We start from the raw sequence: 23,391 nt of genomic DNA, 5'->3' as shown, positions 1-23,391 counted from the left end.
CCATGAGCAGCGCGGGCCGGGCAAACGAGGCAGGGAGCGTGTTCCGACGAAACGCCGCGGTCTACTTCGCGGTCCACGCGCTCGTCGGCAGGCCTGTAGATGCGTTAGACGCGTCTACCAAGATCCTCTTCATCGACTTCGAGACTCCTGACGCGACGGACGACATCGTCTTGGGCCTCACCGGCGGCTCGAGAGCCTTCGTGTCGGCCAAGAACCACGTTGACGCCGGGAGGCCCTTCAAGGAGACGGTGGCCGGTTGGGTTGCTCAGCTTTCTGCGCGCGTAGGGCCTGATGACTTGCTTGGACTGACGTTCGAGAGTTGCGCAGCGTGGGTGAAGGACTTGGCGGAAGGGCTACGACGTCTCCGTGCCGGCCAGGAGATCTATCGGTCGGTGGAAATTGAGGCGTTGAAGAGGCTGGATGAGCTGGTGCCAGTCGCTCAGCAGGATGAGGTTCATCGGCGGGCACGACTACTTCAGGTGCCTGGTTCTCCAGTAAGTCACGACACGCAGACCGTGCTGCGGGTGCTGCTGGCAAACGTCGTCGAGGGTGACCCTGGCTCCGCCCTGTCGACGCTTCAAAGCGGTCTTCACAGCTTGGCCGGTTCGGGGTTGAGGGCTGACGTCCCGTCGTTGGTCGCAATGTTGGAGACCGCGGGAGGGTTATCAGTTCGGCTGGATGGAGGCTCGCCGGCAGCCACGGTCGCTGCGACGGAAGAGGCCCTACAGAAGTACTTGGACAGTTTCTTGGCGCAGAAGGGGAGGGTGAATCTGCCGCTTCTCGCGGAGGACCTCGGACCGGTCCTGATCGATGGCTTGTACGACAGTCTTCGAGTGATTGATTCGACGCAGACTGGTGACCGGGGATCGGCTACAGCGTTGAGTCAGATTGTCCGACGACGACGAAGGGCATTGTTGGTTGGGCAGCCAGGATCGGGGAAGTCGGTCGCGACGCGGGAGATTGCGGCTGCGTGTGCTGGGCACATCGACGCACCGATTCCGGTGCTTGTTCACCTGCCTAACTTGCTGCCGGTGGTTCGTGACCGAGATCTGGGGTTGGCGGACGTCCTAGAAGCTGGGGCACTTCGGGGCACCCAAAACACTCGGGGGCTACTGAGCGCGGAACTGACGGCACGCGCTGCGTTTGGCGACGTGTTGCTGGTTCTGGATGGCTTGGACGAATGTCGGTCTGAGGCGCCCTTGATGGCTGACCACCTGAAGCGCATGATCGACGGCCTTCATCCGGACACCGGGGTGGTCTTGGCGACGCGCGCGAGCGCAGAGGTGCCGGCGGAGCGCTTGGGCCTCCCGCGCTTGGATCTGCAACGCCCGAACGACTTGACCTCGACGATGGGAAAGGTGCTCGACGAGTGCGCACGCGTCCGCGTCAACGAGGACATCCGCAGCGACTGGTTGGACGCACGGCGTGCGTGGGTACGAGAGGTCCGTGATGCTCAGGCAGGTCTCGTTGAAGTTCCGCAGCTGGCGTTGCTCGTCGTCCTGATCGTTGCTGAGTCGTCTGAGCTGAACGTTCCGCAGGAACGTGCGGAGTTGCTGCATCGAGCCGTCGTTAGGTCAGTGGAGCGCTGGGAGTTGGTGCGGTTCGCAGGGCCTGAGTTGGCGTGGGCGCTCGACCTGAGTCCCACAATGTTGCTCGACGGGTTCCAGCTCCTAGGTCGAATGCTCGATACCGTCGATAACATCTCGAAGGCGGAAGCTCTAGCAGGCCTGACGAAGTTGCTGGTGGAGGATCGATGGCTGCTTCCAAGCGGTCGGGCGAAGGAGCTCGCCGCGCAGGTGCTGAGGTTCTGGGACGAGCATGTATCCGTCTTCACCATCGACGATGAGTCCGGCGTGTTGCTGAGCCGCAGCCGGGTTTTTACCGAGGTCGCAACGGCGATGTGGACAACGACGTGCGAGGCGTCTGAGCTTCAGGCGTGGGCGGTGAGCGCTTTGAAGTACGAAGACTCCCATGGGGTGTTGGGCCTCGCCCAAGGTCTAAACCCGGAGCTGGTCCAAGCCCTTCTCGACCTTGGCGAAGCGGACCCCCATGCGTCGTCAGCAGTCGCCGCCACCGCAGGCAACGGCACCATCGAGCTCGTCGAACCGGACATGCGCCGCCTGCTTGCTCAGCTGCTGCAGCATTTCACGGCGGTCGATTCGGGAGAAATTGAACTCGGGCCACGAAAGCACCGGTCGCGCAGCGAGATACTCACGAAGATCGCAGGGAAACGCCGCGCTGACTCTTGGCCAATTGTGGAAGCAGTCTGCGAGCTCCCGCTTCCCGCGGCGCTACGCGCCGAACGCCGCAAGTTCATCTCGACACTACCTCTGCCGGAACCCATGAAGTTGTTGCCTAACGCCTGGGTGGTTCTCACTGACGCAGCAACCGAAGTCCGCGACCTCACGGGAGCCGAGGTCGAACTAGTCCAGGCCGCCATCGACATGGAGTTGCCGGACACCCCGCCGCTCATCAGGACATCTCGACGAAGCGTCACTGTCCCGACTGGCACACCGACTCCATTCGGCTTGGTCCCAGTTGCGCTGCTCGCTGTCCGCCACCTCGAGCATCTCGCGGAGCGGTCCGCCGAGCAGATTTACGAGATTTCAATGCACGGTTCCATGAAAGACCATGCCCGGATCGATCGTGCGCTGCGTGCGACCGGTATCACGGTGTCACCGTGGGCTAAGCGAAGGCCATGGATGAACTTCTTATCGCGCATGGCTGAGCGTGACTACGAGAAGCAGTTCTTGGGCGACATCGCCGCCCTTCACGACAGCGATACGCTGCCAGCGCTCACTAAGCTCGACCGCTGGTCGTTGAGGGACCTTGGCGACCTAGTCTTCGCAGCTGGGTACGCAACCGTCGGTGTGGGCGAGTTCGACACCGCGTTCATATTGGACAGCCATGAACTGCGTACCAAGTGGCTACAGTGTGTCGCCCTCGGATACGGCGTCGATATTCCAGCAGCTGCGGCGCAGGCGCAGTATGTGCTCAATCAACCAGCCCCCGGCGACGAGCTACCTCACGACTGGTGGACCGTGACCGTCCGGCCGGCCTACGTACGGGACTCTGTAGCGCCCGACGCGCTAACGGCCGAGCAGCAGCACTCCCTTATCGAAGCTCTCGGGGCGCACTCCGATTGGATCGCATGGAGTGCCGCCAACCTCTTGGCTCAAACGACAGCCCGCTGGGACCCGGATTCGTTCTTTGAGGCGGACCGTTCCCGATGGAAACCTCAGCGGGCCATGCTGTTCCACGTCGTCGCAATCCTCGTTAGCGCGAACGGCACCGACCTACTCAGACGCGCCGCCGCCTCGGAAGACCCTGCCTACCGGCAGGCCGCCGAGATGGCTGTCCGAGTATCGAGCGAACTCGATACTGACGGCGAGATCGCGCGGAAGCTAAGTGTCGACGACGACCTCACAGTCCGAGGCACGTTGGATGCCGGTGAACCCTCACCTGTCCGTTGGTCATGCAACGGATGCGCAACAGTAAACGACATCGACTTAGTGGATTGCCCTGGGTGTGAGGAAGGCACTCGACCGGACCTGAAGAAGCCGTCCGCGGAGTTGTAGTCCTCAGGGGCGGCGCTTGGGTTGCCGATGCGCCGGATCGGATGGGACCGGCGCTGCCTCACCCACGCGCCTCAGGGGTTTGCGGCGGTCTGAGGGCGCAATATTCTCCACCGATCCATCCGGAGAGCGCCACGTCGCACCCGTAAGCCTGTTCGAAGTTCAGGAGAGTTCAACGCCGTACTCGACGTGCGGCGTTTCTCCTGGCCGAACCTCCGCCACGGTCCAAAGGCCCCCAACGCCTTCCCGACGCGCAATCTCAGCATTCGTCCGGAACCATTCCCTGATTCGCTCTGTCGCAGCAGGACGGAGCTCTTCAAGTGGGAGGCCAGCGAATCGATAAGGAGCTCCGGCCGAAAATGCACCGTCGCCGCCCTCGTCGATTAGGTCGTTGTGCACATTGAATTCGGCCAGCACCAATCCGCCGGTATCCGTCTCGCAGGGGTTAGCGACGACTGGCACCTCAGGGTCAATGCGCTCCGGTCTTACTGAGGAAAGGCCATCACCAAAATCTCGCGGCGGTACGTCGACTCGGTACGCTTCAACAGGGCTGATGTCGCCGCCATACCCTACGACAAGCAACTGGGCGTTCAGCGTGCTCGGCGTGGTCTCTCGTGCGGCCACATGCAACCTCTCAGCGCAGGCATGAGCCACCGCTTCAACGGAAGGTCGCTGCGGTTCTTGTGCGGCATCCAAAGCCGCTCGGATCAGCCTAGAAACGTGCTGCCCTTCGTATGTCGCGCGGCCGGATGACAAGACGACCGCCGACGGCCGAGAAATCGTTTCCAGCTTCCTGTCGCTCACGCACAGAATCTCAGGCCGGGTGGGATCACTGGCCTGCCTAGTCCGGAGTCCGTCGGCCACGGCAAGGAATCCGTCGGATGCTCCGAGGACCAGCGTGAGGGTCATAGGTTTGCAACTTAGACGGTCTCGTCGCGATGGGAATTCCCGACCCTATCCAAGGCACTTCGGGAGAAACCGTGCCTCCGTTCTGGCGAACGCAGTACATCCGGACTCCAGCGCAGAGGCGCGTTCGCGAGACGTATCCGGAGCCGGGAGATAAGCGCGAGATGACGAGCTTCCGCAGACCGACAATCCCGAGGCACCACGCGGGCACCTACTTGCTCGCTCGAGCATCTCGTTTCGCATCAGTCGGTGTTTGGCCTGCCGTCACTGCAGCCCTGGAGTCGGATCCGCGCCCCGTACGCCGAGATTGCTGCGACTCGCAAGATAGACCTTTGGGAAGGGCTGAATGCTGCCGCGCGGGCTGTGTTGTTCGATATGTTCAGGCGCAGGCCGCAACGGAGGAACGATGACTACCGCGCTTGAACGGGCTGTTGACTCCCTGTCAGACCCTGAAGTCTCAGTCGCAGACTCCCTCCGACGCCTACTGGTCGTAGCGAGACGCATCGACGCTCGCGCTCTGTCGGATTGGCTGCAATCGGAACTCCAGGGCTACGGGCCAGGCTTGGACGTCCCGGAATACCGAGATGCCAGCGGTTTACCCATCTCGATCAGGTTTGACGGCTACGGAGGAACCCAAGTCACTCGGCGGATGCACGCTCTCGAACTTCCCGATGAGTTGAGCAACGTGATGACCGGAATGAAGTTGACGCAACCGATCGCGGAACTTGCAGCTCTGGCGCACGGTTCTGGGGAGTCCGATCCGCGGCTCCAGCTCCCGGGCTATTGGCTGGCACGGTACCGCGAGTTGGCGGAGCGGGGCGAGGTGCCCCACATGGAAATGATGACCGCCAATCACGTGGCTGTTGTCATCCCGCGCACCTACCTAACCGGACTGTTAGATCGCATCAAGTCAGTCGCTCTGAACCTTGCTCTTGAGCTTGAAGACGTGTCGCGAGACGCGGGCGATGCCGGGGGCCCGACGGTCGCGTCCGAACCGCAACTCGGCGAAAAGGTTACGAGCCATATGACGATGATTTTCGCAACGAACTCGTCCGTCTCTGTCGCGTCGGGTGCGGGTTCGACCGCAGTCCAGTTGCAGGTGGGCGACGTCGACGGCCTTATTGCTGCTGCGCGGACGCTGGCGGGTGAGGAAGTCGCAGGAGACCTTCAAGCTGCTCTAGCGAAAGACGGCGGAAACCCCGGCGCTGCCACTCGGGGTGTCCTCGGCCGGATTCGCACGGGCTCCATTGGACTTGCAGGTGGGTTGTCGGTGAATGCCGCCTACGACGGACTTGTAGCGCTCATCGCCCAGGTTTTTCCCGGCTTCACCTGAACGGCCACCCGAACTCTTGGCGCGACGACGTGCTATTCGCCAGATGCGAGGCGGGCGAGCGTCTCGGGAGCAACACGCTGGCTCTGCGGAGCAATTTCGACTGTCGAGTCTTCGATCACGCCCTGCGCGACTAGGAGGCTCTTGTACCCGGCCAAGTTGGAAGAGACCCAGGGCAGGGTGGTGTCGATGGTTCCGTCCGCGCGGAGCACACGTTCACGGCCTGCTACAGAGCTTGTGGTGAGGTAATCCCGCAAGGTGCGCAGTTCAACCTCAGTGAGTTCTGCGAGGTCTTCAAGCGTCGACCACTCGCCTTCTGGAAGGAACTGGAGCACCCCGTTGAGGATTGTCCGCCAGTCGCCTTCGGCCGCATCCGTCGTGTCGAGGGGAGCGGGCCAAACCTGCACGGCAAGTTCGGCCAGCTTGCGACCTCTGGCATCGATCGTGGAGCGGTCCCACGATTCCGTTTGCTGGATTTCCTTGTTGAGCTTGAGAACGCTGGTCTCCAGGATCTGTTGCTTTCGCTCGAGCGGATGATCGCTAAGTACGGAGTTCTCTGAGGTCAGTGTGATGTTGCCAAGGACGTGGATCAGCTCTTGGTGAGCAATCGATGGGTCATCTTCTCCGGACCCCTCGAGGACCTTGATCCACGCCGCCGTGGGGTTTTGGGGCATGACGTGCTCGAGGGAGAAGTCAGCGGCCAACCAGTCGGGCTTCTCCTTGCCGGGCAAGGCTTCCTCGAGCCGACGCAGGATGAACTGTCGTTGCGTGGCCCGCTGGGTCTTGTAGAACGGCTCGACGGCGATACCGGCGATGAGTTCCGTGTCGTTCGGCCAGTACTTGCCGGAAGAAGAGAGCGACTTTCGTAGTTCGTCCGCGAAAGCGTTGCCCGTTCGCGAGGCCATCTGTCCGGCCGTCGTGGTGAAGGTCCGGTTCAGGTTGTTCGTCGGGGTGCCGACGAGCATGCGACGGACCATGAACGATTCCAGGTACAGCAGCGACCGGGCAGCATCATCTGCCTCAATCTGTCCATCCTGCAGGCGACTCATCACCTGGAGGGCCACGGGGTGGTAGACGTTGCTTCCCCACTCGGTGAGCCGGGCCAGTCGCAGACGCACTTGTGCGTCCTCTACATCGTCAGGATTCACAACCTGCTTGTACGCCTTGGCGCTTCGCGCGAGTCGTTCCACATACGCGTACACAGCCTCTTCGTCATACTCGATCTCCGCGAGATCCTCTTGCCACTGCGCGTAGACGCGATCGCGGGGGACGACTTCGCGCCCCTCTCCGCGCGAGACCGTTTCGACCCACAGAAACAGGTCGATCCACGAGCCGAGACTGGATTCCATCGGCGCCCAGTGCGACTCGTAGGCGTCGTCTGCCCTGGTCGGAAGAAGCATGAAGAAGTGGTTGCGAAGGAGATCTACCTGCGAAAGGCCGCGACCCGTGCTGTTCAGGGTCTGGAAAATGCGATGGGCGTTGTCATTCGCGTCGGTCGTTACGTCGACCACCTCGAGGCGCGTGACAACAGCGAGCTCAAGCGCATTGAAGTCGATAGTGCCGAGCTCCGCACGCATGAGCTCAAGCTGGTTCGTTAGCCACTTGTAGGCGCTTCCGATCGCCCCGGTGGCTTGATCCGCACTGCCGTCAACAAGTGCCTTCAGGTCGCTTCTGTCGTGCGCTCCTGGGAGCAGCTTGTACCTACCGTCGCCCTTCTCCCACTTGTTGACCAAGTACGACTCGTGGATGCGCTCCTTGTCCTCCGGGTCATTCCAGAGGTCGCGAAGGGCGACGAGGAACGCGTAGGTCGTCGTGAGTCGCTGTTGGCCGTCGATGACGTTGAAGGCGGACAGCCCGCTCAGTTGGTCTGAGATCGGGTGCACTACCAAGCTGCCGAAAAAGTGCGTGGGCCGCTTGAGCGATTCGCCTCCCTGAAGGACGAGGTCGTACTGACGGCGTACGGCCGTCCAGAAGCTCTGCCATTCCTTCTGCTTCCACGAGTACCGCCGCTGGTAAAGCGGGATGCTGAACTGCCGCTTTCCTTCGAGAATGACCTTGAGTTGTGTCTCCTGGGCCTTCAACAGGTCCTCCACTCCGTAGCTGTCACCGTGGTCCTCACACCACGACGACCCTAACCGCTGTCGCAGACTTGGGGCGCTGATCGGTGCAGCGCGACGACTGATCTCAATTACCGCGAGCCAGAGCTCGGGCCGCGTCGCAGTTGACGCGCGCTGGACGAATCAATGTTCAGCGTGCCAAGCAAAGTAGGCATTGCTTGCCCGCTCCACTTGCGATCTCATACGGGCCGGCCCGACAAATGCCGGCCAGCTCGTTTGGCGAAAAGCTTCGCCTGAGACACCTGAACACCCTGTCGTTGCCGACGGTGATGTAGCTGTACTCAAAGAGGGCGTCGCAACCAAGGGCTGCAGGCCAGCATGACGACGCTCGGGATGTCTCTCTTCTCCGCATACGTGCAGAAGCTCCCTGGCTGATGTGCACGGCGGCGCGCGTGGGTAGCGTACGTCTGCGAACCCGCACTCACCAATCGGTCTGGCAGACGCCCATGAGCGCGCTGGAGGTGCCTCCGCTCAACCCGTGCGACAGTCGTGACCCTCTTGTCCATCGAGCCGTCGAGATCGTTCCGGTGTCTTGAAGGCGACCGTCCCCAGCTCGCCGACTACGGCGCGAGGCCGAGGAGTTGGACGACAGCCTCTGACTTCTCATCGTCAAGACGACTGAAACCCTGAACGTACTTGTTCGGGGCGTACCCGACGGCAGCGTTGAAGGTCTCGACCGCGAGGTCGATCTGTCCGACCTCGCTGAAGGAAAACATCAGCTCCCAGGTGTTGCCGCTGGTGTCCCGCCCCCACAGCTGCGATGCCTTGGCGACGTCGACGAAAGGAACGGCGATCACAGCGGCTGAGTAGAACTTCTTGTCTGCGTAAAAGAGGGCGATGTCGCCGGTTCGCATCAGGTCATGCTTACGGCGGTGAAGGTCGTTCGAGCCCGGCGTGGAGCCCCACATCGGCGCTGAGCCAGACGGGTGGGCCGCATCGAGCTTGGCGCGCAGTGAGCCCGCGCCGAAACTCGAAATCGAGACGGGTGTGTCGACGGTGTCTTGGTAGTGCTGCTTGGCCACGGGATTTCCCGCGGGACAGAGGTAGATAACCATGGCGTGGTCCTCCTGCTGCTTGTTGGCGTTGCCGTGCGAATTCTCGACGGTGTACCGGGCGGCGTTCTTGGCAAGTTTGTGACGCACAATGTCTTCGAAGTCCAGGTCGAGCACATCGCACATCCGGAGCAGGTAAATCCCGACGTCGGCAATCTCATCAGACACTCTGTCGCGGAGTGCGCCAGGCGCTGCGGCGTCGAGTGCTTGTTCGTCGGTCAACCACTGAAATTCGCTCGCTAGTTCGCCGACTTCTCCAGAGAGTGCGAGCGCCAAGTTGCGAGGGGTGTGGAACTGGCCCCAATCGCGGTCGTCGGCGAACGCACGAATCTCTTCAATCAGGCCCATCACTTCAGCTTTCGTCTTGGACCCGCCTTGGGAAGCGGTCACGAAACTTCGCGAACAAACACCACCGGGCCGTCTAGCTCTCCCGCTTTGCAGCTTCTCAAGCACTCTAAGGTGCGCAGCGGCTTGTTTCTCCAGATTCGGCAGCTGGCGCTTCCTCGCTCGAGGACTTGGAGCAGGGCACGCAGCCGCCCCGGCTGCGTGCGGCAGATCCCGCACCGATCTACCTCTGGGCGATTCTCGTCTCGTGGGCGAGCGCCCGCCTCGAGGCCGCGTGCTCTGCGCCAACGGACATCTCCGACGAGCGCGTAGCGATTCGCCGACGAGACGAATGGTTCAGCGTCTGCGCTAGCGTCCCAACGTGGGCCTTCGCGACGTTACTGACCGGAAATCTGTCCTCGACGCCATGGAGGAGTACGACCGGATTGGCCGCAGGGAGTTCCTCGCGAAGTACGGTTTCGCCACCACCGCGAAGTACTTCGTCGTGCACGACGGCAAGCGTTACGACGCCAAGGCACTGACCGGCGCTGCGCACGGTTACCAACACGGTGAGGCGATGAGATGGGACGACTTCAGCGGCGGTCTCTCGACCGTCGTGAGGCAGTTGCGGAGTCTCGACTTCGAAGTTGATGCACCGGCCCGGTCACCCGAGTGGGCGCGCGATGAGTTGATCCTGACGTTGGACCTGTACTTCAAGACTCGCGGCCATCTCGAACTCGAAATGACCTCCTCGCAGGTCGTGGATCTCAGCGAGGAGCTTCGTTCTCTTCCTGTCTTCGACGCCGCAACGCGTTCGCTGCCCGCCTTCCGCAACCCTTCGGAGGTTGCGCTGAAACTGCACAACTTTGCGGCACTCGACCCAGCGCAAGGGGGGACGGGCATTGGGCAGGGTCTCCCAGGCGACCACGAGATATGGGCCGAGTGGGCGCATCGCCCCGATGAGCTCTTCGCGACCGCGGTAGCGATCCGTGCCGATGGCCATGCCGCCGTCCCTGAGCCTCCGACTAGCGAGGAAGAGGAGTACGAAGCGGACGAGGGTCGGATCCTCTACCGGCTGCATCGGCGGCGTGAGCGCGACAGGAAGATCGTCAAGGCAAAGAAGGACGATGTCCTGAGCAAGACTGGAAAACTCGCATGCGAGGTGTGCGGCTTTGAATCCGCGCTCTTCTACGGCCCGGACGTCGCCGACTTGGTGGACGTGCACCACGTCGTGCCGCTCCACAAGATCGGCGCGAGCAAGACTAGGCTCGCTGATCTCGCCATCGTCTGTCCGAATTGCCACCGCGCCATTCACAAGCACAGGCCGTTCGTGACTCCGGCCGAGCTGAAGGCCAAGAGAGACTCTGCTGTTTCGTCGCTCGCGCGGTCGCCGACCTGACGTCGGTCTCCTCCGCCACCTCGGGGAGAGAGACGGGAAGGGGCGGGGGTTCCCAAGGACGAAGCAATGGGAAAAACTACGACGCCCGCTCGGCCGGAGTCATCACGAGTTCCTGGACGTCGCGACATCTAAGCGCTGCTCGCCGATGCATCTCGGTGACGGCCAGAGTCCCTCCCGTGTTGCTGCGTGTGCGACGACTGCACCGTGCAGTGCCAGCCGTTCACCGTTGCAAGCCCTTGTCCTTGCCGCGCCGGAGGCGCTCTGCCATGCCACTCAACAGCGACGAGAACGAGCGACCTCTGGTTGCGCAGCGGCGCACTTTCCACAACTCTCATTCTCCTAGTAGTTGGCTGCGTTGCTCGAGCATTTCTTCATGTGTAGGTCCTGAGTAGTCCTTGGGGTGACGCTGACCGTCACCCACTGGATGAGGCGCACCGTCACTCACTGGATGACGCCCTGCGTCGTACCGCGAGTGATGCTGAGCGTCACCCAGCGAGATCGCCGTATCGGGACTTGTCCACAGGCCGGAGGTTGAGGCGGTATTCAGCTTGAACGCCGAGCCGACCCCGTCGAACCCGTTCAATGGCCCCAGCCGCCTCCAAGCCAGAGACGACTCGGGCTACCGACCGCTTGGCGTTCGTTCGCAAGCGCTCGGCCTCGGGAGTCTCGTCATACTCGGCGGGCATGTCGCAGCCCAATGCGAAGGCGAGGAGCTTCCACCCGGCCCAGTAGGCGGGCGTGCGAACCTTGTCGGGGGCAACCAGCGCCATGCGCACCAGGACGCGGTGTTCCGCATGCGTGAGGTGTGGCCATTGTTCGTAGACGGCTTCCACGTAGTTCGCTCCCACCGGTCACCCGGCCGTTCTGGAGCGCCGATGGCGACGCCTCACCGGTGACGTCACGGGTGGCATGCGTCCTGGCGATGAATCGGGCGTGACGGAGGGCCTAGCCGCCCGGCAGACCGCTCCGTCGATAACGCTGGCGATCACCGTCTGGCACCTTGCGGTCTGGTCGGGAGGTAGTTGGTTGAGGTGATCTCGACCGTGGTCCGCTCGATCAGCTCCTTGGCCAGCCACGCTGCGAGCTGGGGCGAGGTGTCTCGGTAGTGGGCCACGAGACCAAGCGGGCCTTGGATGATCGCCGTGAGGCGGTCCAGCAGGGCCGACGCGATCGCGCTCTGAGGCGAGACCTCGCTGTAACCAGCGACGAGGAGGCCCACCACCGGGCGGCTACCGCAGTCGTCGGCGTGCAACCGGATTCGGCCCTCGGGCGACCGGCCTTCGCGGTGCTGATGCAGGTAGGCACGTACGAGGTAGTGGGCGGCGCCTGGAGCCTCGGCGCCCCGTTGGCTGCTGCGCCCACTCATCGCTGGGTCGCCCGGCTGAGGTAGTCCTCGATCGCCGACACACGTACGCGGCGGGCGTTGCCGCCGATGCGCAGCGACTGGATGTCACCTGAAGCGATCAGGCGTCGCAACGTTCGCTCTGACACTGAGCCGTTGAGGTACTCGACAGTCTGCGGGACGGTCAAGAGCGGATCGGGGGTCGTGCTGATCATCGTGCTTCTTCCCAGCAGGCACCCGCACGTCCCCGGTCACTGGTTATGACCATTTCGGGGGAGTCTGAGCGGGGGTCGCCCGGACGCCATTTCGCCGGGGACCGTGGGCGCGTTCACTGACGTGGTGGAGTGCCTGCCGTGGAGAGCATCGAAGGTCTTGCAGGGTGACGCCGGGACGGAACTAGAACGGCGTCGGGGGTTTGCTCAGGCAGCGAACGCGTGGCGTTCGCTGGACGGGGCGCGAGCGGTTCGAGGCTCGGTGACGGGGCGTCGTCGAGGTGGCGGGACGGGCTCTAGCCGGTCTGGCGTGGCAAGCTCGACGCTGGCATGACCGAAGGTGGCTGCGCGTCTTTCGGCGCGGTTCGGCGTCGTGATTTCGTCGAGTTCAGAGTCGTGCCGCCGTGCCGCACGTTCTTCGGCATGGGAGAGGCGTCGGTCGTCCCACTTGGACCGACGAGCAACTCGGATTCGACTCCACTCACGGTCGTCGCTGGGAGTGCTCGCCGGAACGGGGTTGCAGCTAAGCCGCGCGAGGTAAGCGGTGACATGGGCCAGAAGCTGGCGCGCGAGGCGTCCTGCCGCCGGGTCATCGGCGTCGATCCAAGAGAGGACACCAGGAGTCCGTAGCGAGAGCGAATCGGTCTCGCAGTATCCGGCCCAGGCGAAGAGTGCATCACCCAGTACCTGAGCCCCGTGATCAGTCAGATCGCCCTGAAGTTGGGCGAAGGCGTGGCAGATGGCGTCGAACGGTACGAATTCAGCGTCACGCTCAAGCGCAGCCACATACCCCGTCAGATACGAGACTTCGTCGATCGTGAGGGGCTCGGGGCTTCCGGTGGAGGACATGGCGAATGCGGGGCGGTTGCCCACGCGGGCCTGACCTGTCGCATCCACGGTCACAACCTGCCAGACGTGCCCGACAGTTTCTGCCGGACACACGCGGGAGCCATCGTAAACATGACGCCTGCCGTCAATCGTGATCCGCGGCGGAAGGCCGCGAGGGCAGCGATCGAAGCGAAGAGTGGGACAGAACGATCGAATCCTGTTGCGCGGACGCGTAGGTGTCGAGCCGGTCGGCCAGTTCACGATCCCGATCGGCGCTGGCGTGTTGGTACCGCATCGCGGCGGCGAAGGTCGAGTGTCCGAGTCGGTGCTGTAGCTCGCTGATCGATGCTCCGGCGCGTGCGGCGAGGGTCGAGCCGGTGTGCCGCAGGTCGTGCCAGCGCAGGTCGGGTCGCCCGACTGCGCGTCGCGCGCGGTCGAACATCCGGCCTCGTTGGCTTCGGTTGACCGGTGCGCCATCGGGGTGGGCGAAAACGAGTGCGTCGGGGCCGTCGCCGGTGTGCGCCGCCATGTGTTCGCGGAGTCGGTCGACGACGGACGGCGGCAAGCTGACGGTGCGGAGGCTGCCTTGGGTCTTGGGTGGACCGAAGGTCAGTGGGTGTCCCGCGACGTCGACCAGTGCCCGCTCGACGGTGATCGTCCCTACGTCCAGGTCGACGTGTCGGCGGGCCAGAGCGAACAGCTCACCGGCGCGCAGGGCGGACCATGCCGCCAGGTCAACGGCCGCGGCGAACCGGGGCGGCATCGCGGCGGCGAGTGCCCGCACCTCGTCCGGGGCGGCGTGCGGGCGTTCGCCGGTTGCGAATGAGCCGCCGCCCTTGACCCGGCAGGGGTTGGACGTGATCAGGCCGTCTGAGAGCGCCGCGTTTAGGCATGCGCGCAGATACCGATAGGCCTGAACGACGACCGCGGCCGGTTTGATCGACGATGGGTCGACCTCGAGCGTCAGGCCATTGCACGGGTCGCCCGGGCGGCCGGCACGTTCCCAGGCAGCCGTGACGGCAGGGCTGAGCCTGCCGGTGTCCTTGACAGACCAGCCCCTCGCGCGAGCCCAGGCGCGGACGGGAGCAGTTTTGCTGCGCGACGCCTGGGACAGCACGCCGCGGGCGTCGCGCTCAGCCTTCTCGAGGACCTGGGTGGCGTGCGCGGCGGCGTACCACTCGCGGATCATGCTGGGCGTGAGCGCGTTGAGCGGCTGATCGCCGATGTTGACCCTTCCGGGTCGACCGCCCCGTGCACTGGGAAGCATCAGGTCTCGCTCGATCCAGCGCTCCAGGGCGATGAGGTAGCCCGCTCTGGTGGACAGGGCCAGGTCGGTGCGTTGGTCGACCCAGCCGCGCATGTAGCCCGCGAGCGTGTCCGATCCGAGGTCGGGAGATCGCCACACGCCGCGCACCAGGTCGGCCCGGACGGTGCTGAGCCAGTCGTCGGCGGCGCGTTCGGTGGCGAAGGGGTGGGGGCCGGTGTGGGTCCGGCCGTACTTGTCTTCCCACCGGGCCTGCCAGCGTCCGGACGGCAGCTGACGGACGGTGCCGAAGGCGCGCCGGCTCTTGCGGCGGCGGGCGGTTGGGGTGCTGCGTGAGGTCGTGGTCTGCGTACGCATGGTGACGGTTCTCCCGGGGATTCCGGCACGTTCCGGCACGAACGCCAGAGCGCACCGCGTGGAGTTCCGTCCGATCGGGGTACCAAACCCGGTCTGACCTGCGGTGATGCTGAGAGCCGGTGACGGGAATCGAACCCGCGTATCTTGCTTGGGAAGCAAGCGCTCTGCCATTGAGCTACACCGGCGGTGTGCCCCGATCGTACTAGGCACGCTCGGCGCACTTGCAACGTCATGCGGAACGGTCGCGGGAACGACCGCATCGTATGACGCAGAGAGGTGTCAGAACTGGCGCAGGAACTCGCGGACCCGGCCCACGAGCTCAGCGGGACGCTCCTCGGGGATCCAGTGGCCGGTGCCCGCGATCTCCGTGACTGTCACGTTCGGCGGGCCCTCCACGCGGCGCACGAGGCTCGGCGCGAGCACGAGGTCGCCCGTGCCCGGCAGGAAGAGCAGCGGCACGTCGTCGACCCGGCGGGCGTAGCCGCGGCCGATCTTCGGGATCTCCTTCAGCAGGAAGGCGCGGTACATCGCCTGGCCGGCGCGGGCGCGCGCCGGGTCGCGGAACCTGGCCAGGTACTCCTCGCGCACCGAGCGCGGCCAGCGGAAGCGCCGGGCCGCACCGGCGCGGAAGATCGTCTTCAGCAGCATCTGGCCCGCGCGGCGGTGCAGGAACGCGCCTCCGGGTCCGCCGGCGATCGGCTGGTACGCGAATCGCCACATCTGGTGCCACGGCACGTCCTTCCACGGCGCGACGATCGCGGCGGCGACGACGCCCCGCGCGGAGCCCGGGTGGCGGCTCGCGACGAGCAAGGAGGTCCACGCGCCCCAGTCATGCCCGACGAGCACCGGCCGGTCGAGTTCGAGGACCTCGATGGCGCGGGCGACCTCGTCGGCGATGACCCTCTTGTCGTAGGCGTCCGTGCCCTCCGGAACGTCGCTCCAGCCGGCACCGCGCAGGTCGAGCGCGACCACGTGGTGCGTCTCGGCCAGGGCCGGCATCACGTGACGCCAGCAGAACCAGTGCTGTGGCCACCCGTGCAGCAGGACGAGGGTGGGACGGTCGGCCGAGCGGTGGGTCGTTCCGGCCTCAGCCACGTGCAGGCTGACGCCGTCGACATCGATCCATCGGTGCTCGACTCCGGGCACCACGGGCAGGGTCCGTTCGGTCATGAAGTGATCGTAGGGTGATCCGCATGACACTCGTCGAGCTCACGCGCGAAGACTCCGTCCGCACGATCACGCTGAACGCTCCCGAGCGTCTCAACGCCCTCGACTGGCCGCTGCTGGAGGAGCTGCGCGTCGCCGTCGAGTCCGTCGCGGCCGACGAGGAGGCCCGCGCCCTCGTCGTCACCGGCGCCGGCAAGGCCTTCTGCTCGGGTGCCAACCTCGAGAGCCTCTTCGGCGACACCAGCCGCCCGGCCGACGTGCTGCGCGAGCACCTGATGAACGTCTACGCCTCGTTCCTGGGCATCCGGAACCTGTCGATCCCCACGGTCGCGGCGGTCCAGGGCGCGGCGGTCGGCGCGGGGCTGAACATCGCCCTGGCCTGCGACGTCATCGTGGCGGGGCCCGAGGGTGGCTTCGGTCCCACCTTCAGCAAGATCGGCCTGCACCCCGGTGGCGGCTGCACGTGGATGCTCACCCAGCGCATCGGCTCGGCCAACACGGCCGCGGCGCTCTTCAACGGCGACATCATCGGGGCCGAGGCCGCCCTGGGCCTGGGCATCGCCCAGGAGATCGCCGACGACCCCAAGGCCCGCGCCGCCGAGCTCGCCGCGACGTGGAGCAAGCGCAACCCCAAGCTGATGTCCGACATCAAGAAGTCGGTGGCGATCGCGGCGCGCGACGACCTGCACGAGTCGCTCAACTTCGAGTCCTGGGCCCAGGCCGAGTCGCTCAGCAGCGAGGAGTTCGCGGCGTTCGCCGCCAGGTTCGCCGGACGCTGACGTCTCACGCTGACGCCCGTCGACGGCCCGATCGACGGGCGTGAGAAGGTCAATGTCCATGTGGACCCTGCATGGTGACGGATCGAACATCTCCCCCGGCGCGATCGTCCTGCCCGAAGAGCGCCTCTCCTGGCCGCGCACCGTGGGCTTCGGCGCCCAGCACGTCGTGGCGATGTTCGGCGCGACGTTCCTCGTGCCGATCCTGACCGAGATGCCGCCCACGACGACGCTGTTCTTCTCCGGCTTCGGCACCCTGCTCTTCCTGGCGATCACCCGCGGCCGGCTGCCCAGCTACCTCGGCTCGTCGTTCGCGTTCATCGCCCCGGTCCACGGTCTCGTCCTCGACGACAACATGGGTGCCGCCCTGTTCGGCATCATGTGCACGGGCATCACGCTGGCCGCGTTCGGCTTCCTCGTCCAGGCCACCGGACGGGCGTGGCTCGAGACGCTGATGCCTCCGGTCGTCACCGGCGCGATCGTCGCGCTCATCGGCTTCGCCCTCGCGGGCGCCGCCACCGACAACTTCGCGCAGGCGCCGTGGCTCGCCACGATCACCCTGGCCGTCATCTGCCTCTCCGCGGTGGTCCTCACGGGGTTCGCCGCCCGGCTGTCGATCCTCTTCGGCATCGTCGTGGGCTACCTCGTGGCGCTCATCTCCGGGGACATCGACTTCAGCGCAGTCGAGCAGGCCGCCTGGATCGGCCTGCCCGAGTTCCACACCCCCACCGTCGAGTGGTCGGTGCTGCCGATGTTCCTGCCGATCGTGCTCGCGCTGATCGCCGAGAACATCGGCCACGTCCGCAGCGTCGCCCACCTGACCGACCGGCCGGCCATCAACGAGGAGACGGGGCGCGCCCTCATCGCCGACGGCCTGGCCACCACGATCGCCGGCGGCTTCGGCGGCTCGGCGACCACCACGTACGGCGAGAACATCGGCGTCATGACCGCGACCCGCGTCTTCTCCAGCGCCGCCTACGTGGTGGCCGGCGTGGTCGCGATGCTGCTGAGCCTCTCCCCCAAGTTCGGCGAGCTGCTCGGCACGATCCCGTGGGGCGTCATCGGTGGTGTCACCGTCGCCCTGTACGGCCTCATCGGCCTGATCGGCGTGCGCATCTGGATGGACAACCACGTCGACTTCGCCAACCCGGTCAACCTCTACACGGCTGCCGCGGCGCTCATCATCGGCATCGGCAACCTGACGATCACCCGCGGCGACGTGTCGCTGTCGGGCATCACGCTGGGCTCGGTCGCGGCGATCGTGATCTACCACGTGATGCGGATCGTCCAGCGCGATCCCGAGGCCGAGGTGGCCACCGAGAGCGTCGATCCGGGAGCCTGACCCTGTAGACATGGGCGGGTGGATCCCACCCTGGTGCTGCTCGTCGGCGCGTGCGCCTTCGCGACGTCGATGCTCACCGAGGTGCTGGGTTTCGGCGGTGGGGTCGTGCTGCTGGCCGTGCTCGTCGCGTTCCTCGATCCGCTCGTCGCCCTCCCCCTCCACGCCGCCATCCAGGTGGTGTCGAACGGCACCCGGACGCTGGTCCGCCGCCATGACGTCGACTGGCGGATCGTGTGGCGCACCTCCCTGCTGCTGCTTCCCGCGGGTGCGCTGTCGCTGTCGCTGGCGCGCCAGGCTCCGGACGCCGTGCTGCAGGCGGCCATCGCGATCGCGGTGCTCGTCGCGACGTGGCTGCCCGAGTGGCTCTCGCGCCCGCTGCCCGCGCCGAGCCCGGGCGGGTGGATCGCGATGGGCGGCGTGCTCGGAGCGCTCAACCCCGTGGTCGGGGCGACCGGCACACTGGCCGCCCCGTTCTTCCGTGCCGGCACCAAGGACCGCATGGGGTTCGTCGGCACCTTCGCCGCGTCGCAGGTGGCGGGCCACGCCGCCAAGCTGGTGATCTTCGGCGCGGTGGGGCTGCTGCCCGCCGCCCAGGCCCCGGCGGCGGCCGTCGGCATCGTCGGCGTGGTCGCCGGGACCTGGGTGGGCAGCCGCGTCCTCGACCGGATGCCCGAGCGCCGCTTCGACCGGATCTACCTCGTGGCGATCACGCTCGTCGCGGCGTGGCTGCTGGTCGACGCGCTGCGCTGACCGTCAGACGGCGCCATGGCGGTCGGCGACCGTGCGGGCCTCCTCGCGCAGGGCCTGGACGCAGAAGCGCACGCTGGGTCGTTCGAACCGGTCGGGGCGCAGCACTGCGGTGATGTCGCGTCGCGCGCGGATGCCGACGAGCGGACGCGTCACGAGCCCGTTGTCACGGGTCCGCGTCGTGAAGCGCGGCAGGATCGCGATCCCGTGGCCCGCGGCGACCACGGCCTCGACGACCCCGTTGTCGTCGAAGCGCTGGGCGATCCGCACCGGGTCGCCGGTCACCGCCACGAGCTGCTGGAGCACCCGGTCGTAGGGGTAGCCGTGCGGCGCCCCGATCCACGTCTCCCCGACGACGTCCTTCGGCGACAGGCTCTGCTTCGCGGCAAGGCGGTGACTCTCGGGCAGCGCCACGTCGAGGGGCTCGCGCAGCAGCGACACGAGCTGCAGCCCTCGCTCGTGCCACTCCTCGGTCGCGGCGGGCGAGTCGGCGACCACGATGTCGAAGTCCGCCACCATGTCGAGAACGTCGAACCGCTGCGTGGGGTCGCGGTCGGTGCAGAGGAGATTCACGGCGGGCTCGGCGACGACGCGCGTGAGCAGTCCGGGCAGCAGCATCTCGCCGCCGGTGGGGAAGACCGTCAGGGTGACGTCGCCCGCGGGACCCCCGAGGTACTCGCGCCACCGGGCCTCGGCCCGCTCGAGCGCCACGGCGACCTCGGTGGCGGTCTCGGCCAGCGCACGTCCGGCGGCGGTGAGGCGCACGCCGCGGCCCGCAGGCTCGATCAGGGGGACACCGGCCTCCCCCTCGAGCAGCTTCAGCTGCTGCGACACCGCGGAGGGTGTGACGTTCATCTCGTCGGCGACGGCGCCCACGGTGCCCCGCTCGGCCAATTCCCGCAGCATCGCAAGGCGTCGAGGTTCCATGTAGCCAAACTACACGTTGGACATAGTTTTGTTGGATTGTCCTTGACAGTTGAACGATTCACAATAGGAGAGAACGAAAGGACCCCGCTCATGACCTTCCTCGCACTCTCGGCCATCGTCGCCGTCACTGCCGGCACGATCCACACGACCTACCTGGTCGCCACCGACGGCCTGACGCGCATCCCCACCCGTCGCGCCTGACCCACTTCACGGAACCGACTCGCCTCCCCTGAGGAGACGGGTCGTTTTTCTTTTCCCCAACGCCTTTTGTGCGCGCCCCCGGCTGGAGTACTATCTAGTTACTGGCCAGTAGAACCCGCCAGTAACACTGGCAGTCCCCTTTCCCGGAGGTCCCACGGCCCATGAGCCACTACAAGAGCAACCTGCGCGACGTCGAGTTCAACCTCTTCGAACTGTTCGACCGGCAGTCCGTCCTGGGCACCGGTCCGTTCGACGAGGTCGACGTCGACACGGCGAAGAGCATCCTCGCGGAGGTCGAGCGCCTCTCGCGCGAGGACCTCGCCGCGTCCTTCGCCGACGCCGACCGCAACCCGCCGGTCTACGACCCCGCCACGCACTCGCTGCAGCAGAACCCCGCCTTCGCCAAGAGCTACAAGGCCTGGATGGATGCCGAGTGGTGGCGCCTGCAGCTGCCCACCGAGCTCGGTGGCCAGCCCGCACCCTCCTCCCTCGTGTGGTCGATGGGCGAGTTCGTCCTCGGCGCCAACCCCGCCATCTGGATGTACGGCGCCGGCCCGGCCTTCAGCCGCGTCGTGTGGGAGAACGGCACCGAGCGCGACCAGAAGATCGCCGAGATCATGATCGAGCGCCAGTGGCTGACCACGATGGTCCTCACCGAGCCCGACGCGGGCTCCGACGTCGGCGCCGGCCGCACCAAGGCCTTCCCGAACGAGGACGGCACGTGGCGCATCGAGGGCGTCAAGCGCTTCATCACCTCGGCCGTGAGCGACCTGGGCGAGAACACGATGCACCTGGTGCTCGCCCGCCCGGTGGGCATCGAGGGTGCCGGCGGTCCGGGCACGAAGGGCCTGTCGCTCTTCCTGGTCCCCGAGCACCACTTCGACCTCGAGTCCGGCGAGCTGACCGGCGAGCGCAACGGCGTCTACGTCACGAACGTCGAGAAGAAGATGGGCATCAAGGTCTCCGCCACGTGCGAGGTCACCTTCGGCGACTCCCAGCTCGGCGGCCCGGCCACCGGCTGGCTGCTCGGCGAGGTGCACGACGGCATCAACCAGATGTTCCGCGTCATCGAGAACGCCCGCATGATGGTGGGCGCCAAGGCCATCGCGACGCTGTCGACCGGCTACCTCAACGCGCTGGAGTACGCCAAGGAGCGCGTGCAGGGTGCCGACCTGACCAACCCCGCGAAGGACGCGCCGCGCGTCACGATCACGCACCACCCCGACGTGCGTCGCTCGCTGCTCACGCAGAAGGCGTTCGCCGAGGGCCTGCGCTCGCTCATGATCTACGCCGCCACGTTCCAGGACGAGGTGCAGATCAAGCGGGTCTCGGGTGAGGACGCCAGCCTCGCGGCGTCGGTCAACGACCTGCTGCTGCCGCTCGTCAAGGGCTACGGCTCCGAGCGCTCGTGGGTCCTGCTGGGCACCGAGGCGCTGCAGACGTTCGGCGGCTCGGGATTCCTGCAGGAGTACCCACTCGAGCAGTACGTCCGCGACGCGAAGATCGACACCCTCTACGAGGGCACCACCGCGATCCAGGGCCAGGACCTGTTCTTCCGCAAGATCGTGAAGGACCAGGGCCGCGCGCTGGGCTTCCTGTCCGAGCAGATCAAGTCGTTCATCGACAACGAGGCCGGCAACGGTCGCCTCAAGGTCGAGCGCGACCTGCTCGCCCGGGGGCTCGACGACGCCACCGCCGTCATCACCGCGATGTTCAACGACCTCATGGCCTCCAACCCGGCCGACGAGAACGGTGACGCCCGCAACGTCTACAAGGTCGCGCTGAACACCACGCGCCTCGTGTACGTCCTCGGTGACCTGGTCGTCTCGTGGCTGCTGCTGCGCGGCGCCGAGGTGTCGCAGGCCAAGCTCGACGCCGGCGCCTCCGGCGCGGACAAGTCGTTCTACGAGGGCAAGGTCGCCGCGGCGTCCTTCTTCGCCAAGAACGTCCTGCCCCGCCTGGCCGCCGAGCGCGCGATGGCCGAGGCCGTCGACCTCGACGTCATGGAGCTCGACGAGGCTGCCTTCTGAGTCACTGACTCATCTCGAGCGGCGCGGACCCGGCTGGGTCCGCGCCGCTCGTGCGTTCCCGCCCGCCCCGCCGCCCCCCCTGCTCCACTTTTGGAAACGGATCGACGTCGATCCGGGCTCCAGAGGTGCAACCGTTTCCAAAAGTGGGCGGCGGGGGCGGAGGCTCCGGCCGAGGGCACACGTGCGCGTCTAGGCTGTCGGGGTGGACCTGACCCGACGACGCTGGTACCTCGTCGCCGCGTTCGTGGCCGCACTCGCGTGGGTCGCCGGCACCGCGTTCGCCGCCTCGGCGTGGGATCCGCTGCGCGAGGCCGAGGTGGTCCCCGTCGGCCAGCCGATCCAGACGGGCGGCACGGACGATCTCGCCGTCCTGACCGACCTGCCGCAGCCCGAGCGCGCCGTCGAGTGCTTCGCGCGCAACGGCAAGAAGCGCACTCCCGTGCCTGCGGCCACGGTGGACATCGTCGTCGACAGCGACGGCAGCCGCTGGCACCTCATCGGCGTCCTGCCCGACGCCCCCGACGAGACGCGCATCGTGTGCCGTCCGGCGGACAAGCAGACCGACACCGCTCGCTACGGGACCGCCCTCGTGGACCTGTCGAGCCGAGCCGGAACCGGCCGGGCGATCGCCTGGACCGGACTCGTCGCGGGACTGGGGCTGGCCGGTGCCACCCTGACCGCCCGAACGCGCAGGATGCTCGCCCATGACTGACCTGAAGCTCTACATCGACGCGTGGCGCCAGTCGGCCGACGCCGTCCTCGCCCTCGAGCCCGACGACTGGGAGGTGCCCACCGACCTGCCCGGCTGGACCGCTCACGACGTCCTCGCGCACCTGGTGCACCTCGAGCGCGTCATGGTCGAGGGGGAGCCCGAGCCCGTGGGTGGCGGCGCCGTCCCCGCCGACTACACGAACGCCGGCGTCGAGGCGCTGCGCGGCGTGCCGGTCGACCAGCTGCGCGCCGACCTCTCCGACCTTGTCGCTCGCCGCGCGGAGACCCTCCAGGACCTCCCCGACCCGCAGGCGCCCGCAGTGAACACGCCCGCCGGGGTCGAGTGGACCTGGGAGATCGGCCTGCGGAACCGCGTGGTCGACATGTGGTCGCACGAGCAGGACATCCGTCGCGCCACGGGGCTCCTCGGCGGACTGGACGCCCCCGGCGCCCACGTCACCACCGCCTCCTTCGCGGCGGCGCTGCCCTACGTGCTGGGGCGCAAGGTCCAGTCCCCGGCCGGCACCGTCGTGCGCTGGATCGTCACCGGACCCGTCCCGCTCGACACCACGATCGGCGTCGGCGACGACGGCCGCGCCCGCCCCTCAGACGCCGAGCCGACCGCCACCGTCCGCATGGACACCGCCGCGTTCACGATCCTCGGCGGCGGCCGACGCACGCCCGACGACGTCGAGGTCGAGATCGAGGGAGACCGGGAGCTGGCCGAGCGCGTGCTGCGCGCCATGGCCGTCACCACCTGATGCGGCCCGGGCCGGCAGTCCCC

The 23,391-nt window shown here is 66.3% G+C and carries 19 protein-coding genes and 1 tRNA gene; 9 read left to right on the top strand and 11 right to left on the bottom strand.

Annotated elements, in window-relative coordinates; translation table 11 throughout:
- Window positions 1-2: 2 nt before the first annotated feature.
- Entirely contained in the window at window positions 3-3,578 is a 3,576-nt protein-coding gene (locus tag B5D60_RS08880; protein ID WP_078699820.1) for an NACHT domain-containing protein, read from the top strand.
- A 159-nt stretch (window positions 3,579-3,737) separates the two neighbouring features.
- On the opposite strand, the gene B5D60_RS16735 is transcribed toward B5D60_RS08880, so the two are convergent.
- Window positions 3,738-4,379: a hypothetical protein gene (locus B5D60_RS16735; RefSeq protein WP_153302946.1), complete on the bottom strand. Its 642-nt coding sequence runs from the start codon at window positions 4,377-4,379 to the stop codon at window positions 3,738-3,740.
- Window positions 4,380-4,827: 448 nt separating this feature from the next.
- Here B5D60_RS16735 and B5D60_RS08875 point away from each other — a divergent pair, with 448 nt between their 5' ends.
- Window positions 4,828-5,814: an AbiTii domain-containing protein gene (locus tag B5D60_RS08875; RefSeq protein WP_331712481.1), complete on the top strand. Its 987-nt coding sequence runs from the start codon at window positions 4,828-4,830 to the stop codon at window positions 5,812-5,814.
- A 32-nt stretch (window positions 5,815-5,846) separates the two neighbouring features.
- Here B5D60_RS08875 and B5D60_RS08870 read toward each other — a convergent pair whose 3' ends face one another.
- On the bottom strand, window positions 5,847-7,904 hold the full coding sequence (locus B5D60_RS08870; protein ID WP_078699818.1) for a DUF262 domain-containing protein: 2,058 nt from the start codon (window positions 7,902-7,904) through the stop codon (window positions 5,847-5,849).
- A gap of 584 nt (window positions 7,905-8,488) precedes the next feature.
- Window positions 8,489-9,370: a nucleotide pyrophosphohydrolase gene (locus tag B5D60_RS08865; protein WP_231948690.1), complete on the bottom strand. Its 882-nt coding sequence runs from the start codon at window positions 9,368-9,370 to the stop codon at window positions 8,489-8,491.
- A 316-nt stretch (window positions 9,371-9,686) separates the two neighbouring features.
- On the opposite strand from B5D60_RS08865, the gene B5D60_RS08860 reads away from it, so the two are divergent.
- Window positions 9,687-10,703 carry an HNH endonuclease gene (locus B5D60_RS08860; protein ID WP_078699817.1) on the top strand — a complete coding sequence of 339 codons (1,017 nt, stop codon included), beginning with the start codon at window positions 9,687-9,689 and terminating at the stop codon, window positions 10,701-10,703.
- A 485-nt stretch (window positions 10,704-11,188) separates the two neighbouring features.
- Here the strand turns inward: B5D60_RS08860 and B5D60_RS08855 are convergent, their stop codons facing one another.
- The 7 genes from B5D60_RS08855 to B5D60_RS08830 all read right to left on the bottom strand — a co-directional run bounded on the left by B5D60_RS08855 (window position 11,189) and on the right by B5D60_RS08830 (window position 15,876).
- Entirely contained in the window at window positions 11,189-11,536 is a 348-nt protein-coding gene (locus B5D60_RS08855) for a hypothetical protein (RefSeq protein WP_153302945.1), read from the bottom strand.
- A 152-nt stretch (window positions 11,537-11,688) separates the two neighbouring features.
- Entirely contained in the window at window positions 11,689-11,922 is a 234-nt protein-coding gene (locus B5D60_RS16730; protein ID WP_153302944.1) for a hypothetical protein, read from the bottom strand.
- Window positions 11,923-12,065: 143 nt separating this feature from the next.
- Complete coding sequence (locus B5D60_RS08845) at window positions 12,066-12,260, bottom strand: helix-turn-helix domain-containing protein (protein ID WP_078699814.1); 195 nt, start codon at window positions 12,258-12,260, stop codon at window positions 12,066-12,068.
- Window positions 12,261-12,464: 204 nt separating this feature from the next.
- Window positions 12,465-13,154 (bottom strand): hypothetical protein, encoded by a 690-nt coding sequence (locus tag B5D60_RS16725; RefSeq protein ID WP_153302943.1) that lies wholly within the window; start codon window positions 13,152-13,154, stop codon window positions 12,465-12,467.
- Between the two features lie 76 nt (window positions 13,155-13,230).
- Window positions 13,231-14,706, bottom strand: a complete 1,476-nt coding sequence (locus B5D60_RS08840) for a site-specific integrase (RefSeq protein WP_078699813.1) — start codon at window positions 14,704-14,706, stop codon at window positions 13,231-13,233.
- Window positions 14,707-14,820: 114 nt separating this feature from the next.
- A tRNA-Gly gene (locus B5D60_RS08835) sits at window positions 14,821-14,891 on the bottom strand.
- Between the two features lie 94 nt (window positions 14,892-14,985).
- Window positions 14,986-15,876 (bottom strand): alpha/beta fold hydrolase, encoded by an 891-nt coding sequence (locus B5D60_RS08830; protein ID WP_078699812.1) that lies wholly within the window; start codon window positions 15,874-15,876, stop codon window positions 14,986-14,988.
- 23 nt (window positions 15,877-15,899) lie between these two features.
- Here B5D60_RS08830 and B5D60_RS08825 point away from each other — a divergent pair, with 23 nt between their 5' ends.
- From B5D60_RS08825 to B5D60_RS08815, 3 genes are read left to right on the top strand one after another with little or no spacing between them, the layout of a single operon-like run.
- On the top strand, window positions 15,900-16,652 hold the full coding sequence (locus B5D60_RS08825) for an enoyl-CoA hydratase (RefSeq protein WP_078701356.1): 753 nt from the start codon (window positions 15,900-15,902) through the stop codon (window positions 16,650-16,652).
- Window positions 16,653-16,710: 58 nt separating this feature from the next.
- A complete protein-coding gene (locus B5D60_RS08820) occupies window positions 16,711-17,991 on the top strand; it encodes a uracil-xanthine permease family protein (protein WP_231948689.1) in 1,281 nt (426 codons plus the stop codon).
- A gap of 18 nt (window positions 17,992-18,009) precedes the next feature.
- Window positions 18,010-18,741 carry a sulfite exporter TauE/SafE family protein gene (locus B5D60_RS08815; protein WP_078699810.1) on the top strand — a complete coding sequence of 244 codons (732 nt, stop codon included), beginning with the start codon at window positions 18,010-18,012 and terminating at the stop codon, window positions 18,739-18,741.
- Window positions 18,742-18,744: 3 nt separating this feature from the next.
- Here B5D60_RS08815 and B5D60_RS08810 read toward each other — a convergent pair whose 3' ends face one another.
- Entirely contained in the window at window positions 18,745-19,665 is a 921-nt protein-coding gene (locus B5D60_RS08810; protein ID WP_078699809.1) for a LysR family transcriptional regulator, read from the bottom strand.
- Between the two features lie 362 nt (window positions 19,666-20,027).
- Between B5D60_RS08810 and B5D60_RS08805 the strand changes: the two genes are divergently transcribed.
- From B5D60_RS08805 to B5D60_RS08795, 3 genes are all read left to right on the top strand, one after another.
- On the top strand, window positions 20,028-21,896 hold the full coding sequence (locus B5D60_RS08805) for an acyl-CoA dehydrogenase (protein ID WP_078699808.1): 1,869 nt from the start codon (window positions 20,028-20,030) through the stop codon (window positions 21,894-21,896).
- Between the two features lie 202 nt (window positions 21,897-22,098).
- Window positions 22,099-22,608, top strand: coding sequence for a hypothetical protein (locus B5D60_RS08800; protein ID WP_078699807.1), 510 nt, complete (start codon window positions 22,099-22,101; stop codon window positions 22,606-22,608).
- Complete coding sequence (locus B5D60_RS08795) at window positions 22,601-23,368, top strand: maleylpyruvate isomerase family mycothiol-dependent enzyme (protein WP_078699806.1); 768 nt, start codon at window positions 22,601-22,603, stop codon at window positions 23,366-23,368. Before B5D60_RS08800 ends, B5D60_RS08795 begins: the two co-directional genes overlap by 8 nt.
- The last annotated feature ends 23 nt before the right edge of the window (window positions 23,369-23,391 follow it).

The sequence above is a fragment of the Aeromicrobium choanae genome, from assembly GCF_900167475.1.
In the GTDB taxonomy this organism is placed as follows: Bacteria; Actinomycetota; Actinomycetes; order Propionibacteriales; family Nocardioidaceae; genus Aeromicrobium; species Aeromicrobium choanae.
This window is presented reverse-complemented; position numbering and strand designations above follow the sequence as displayed.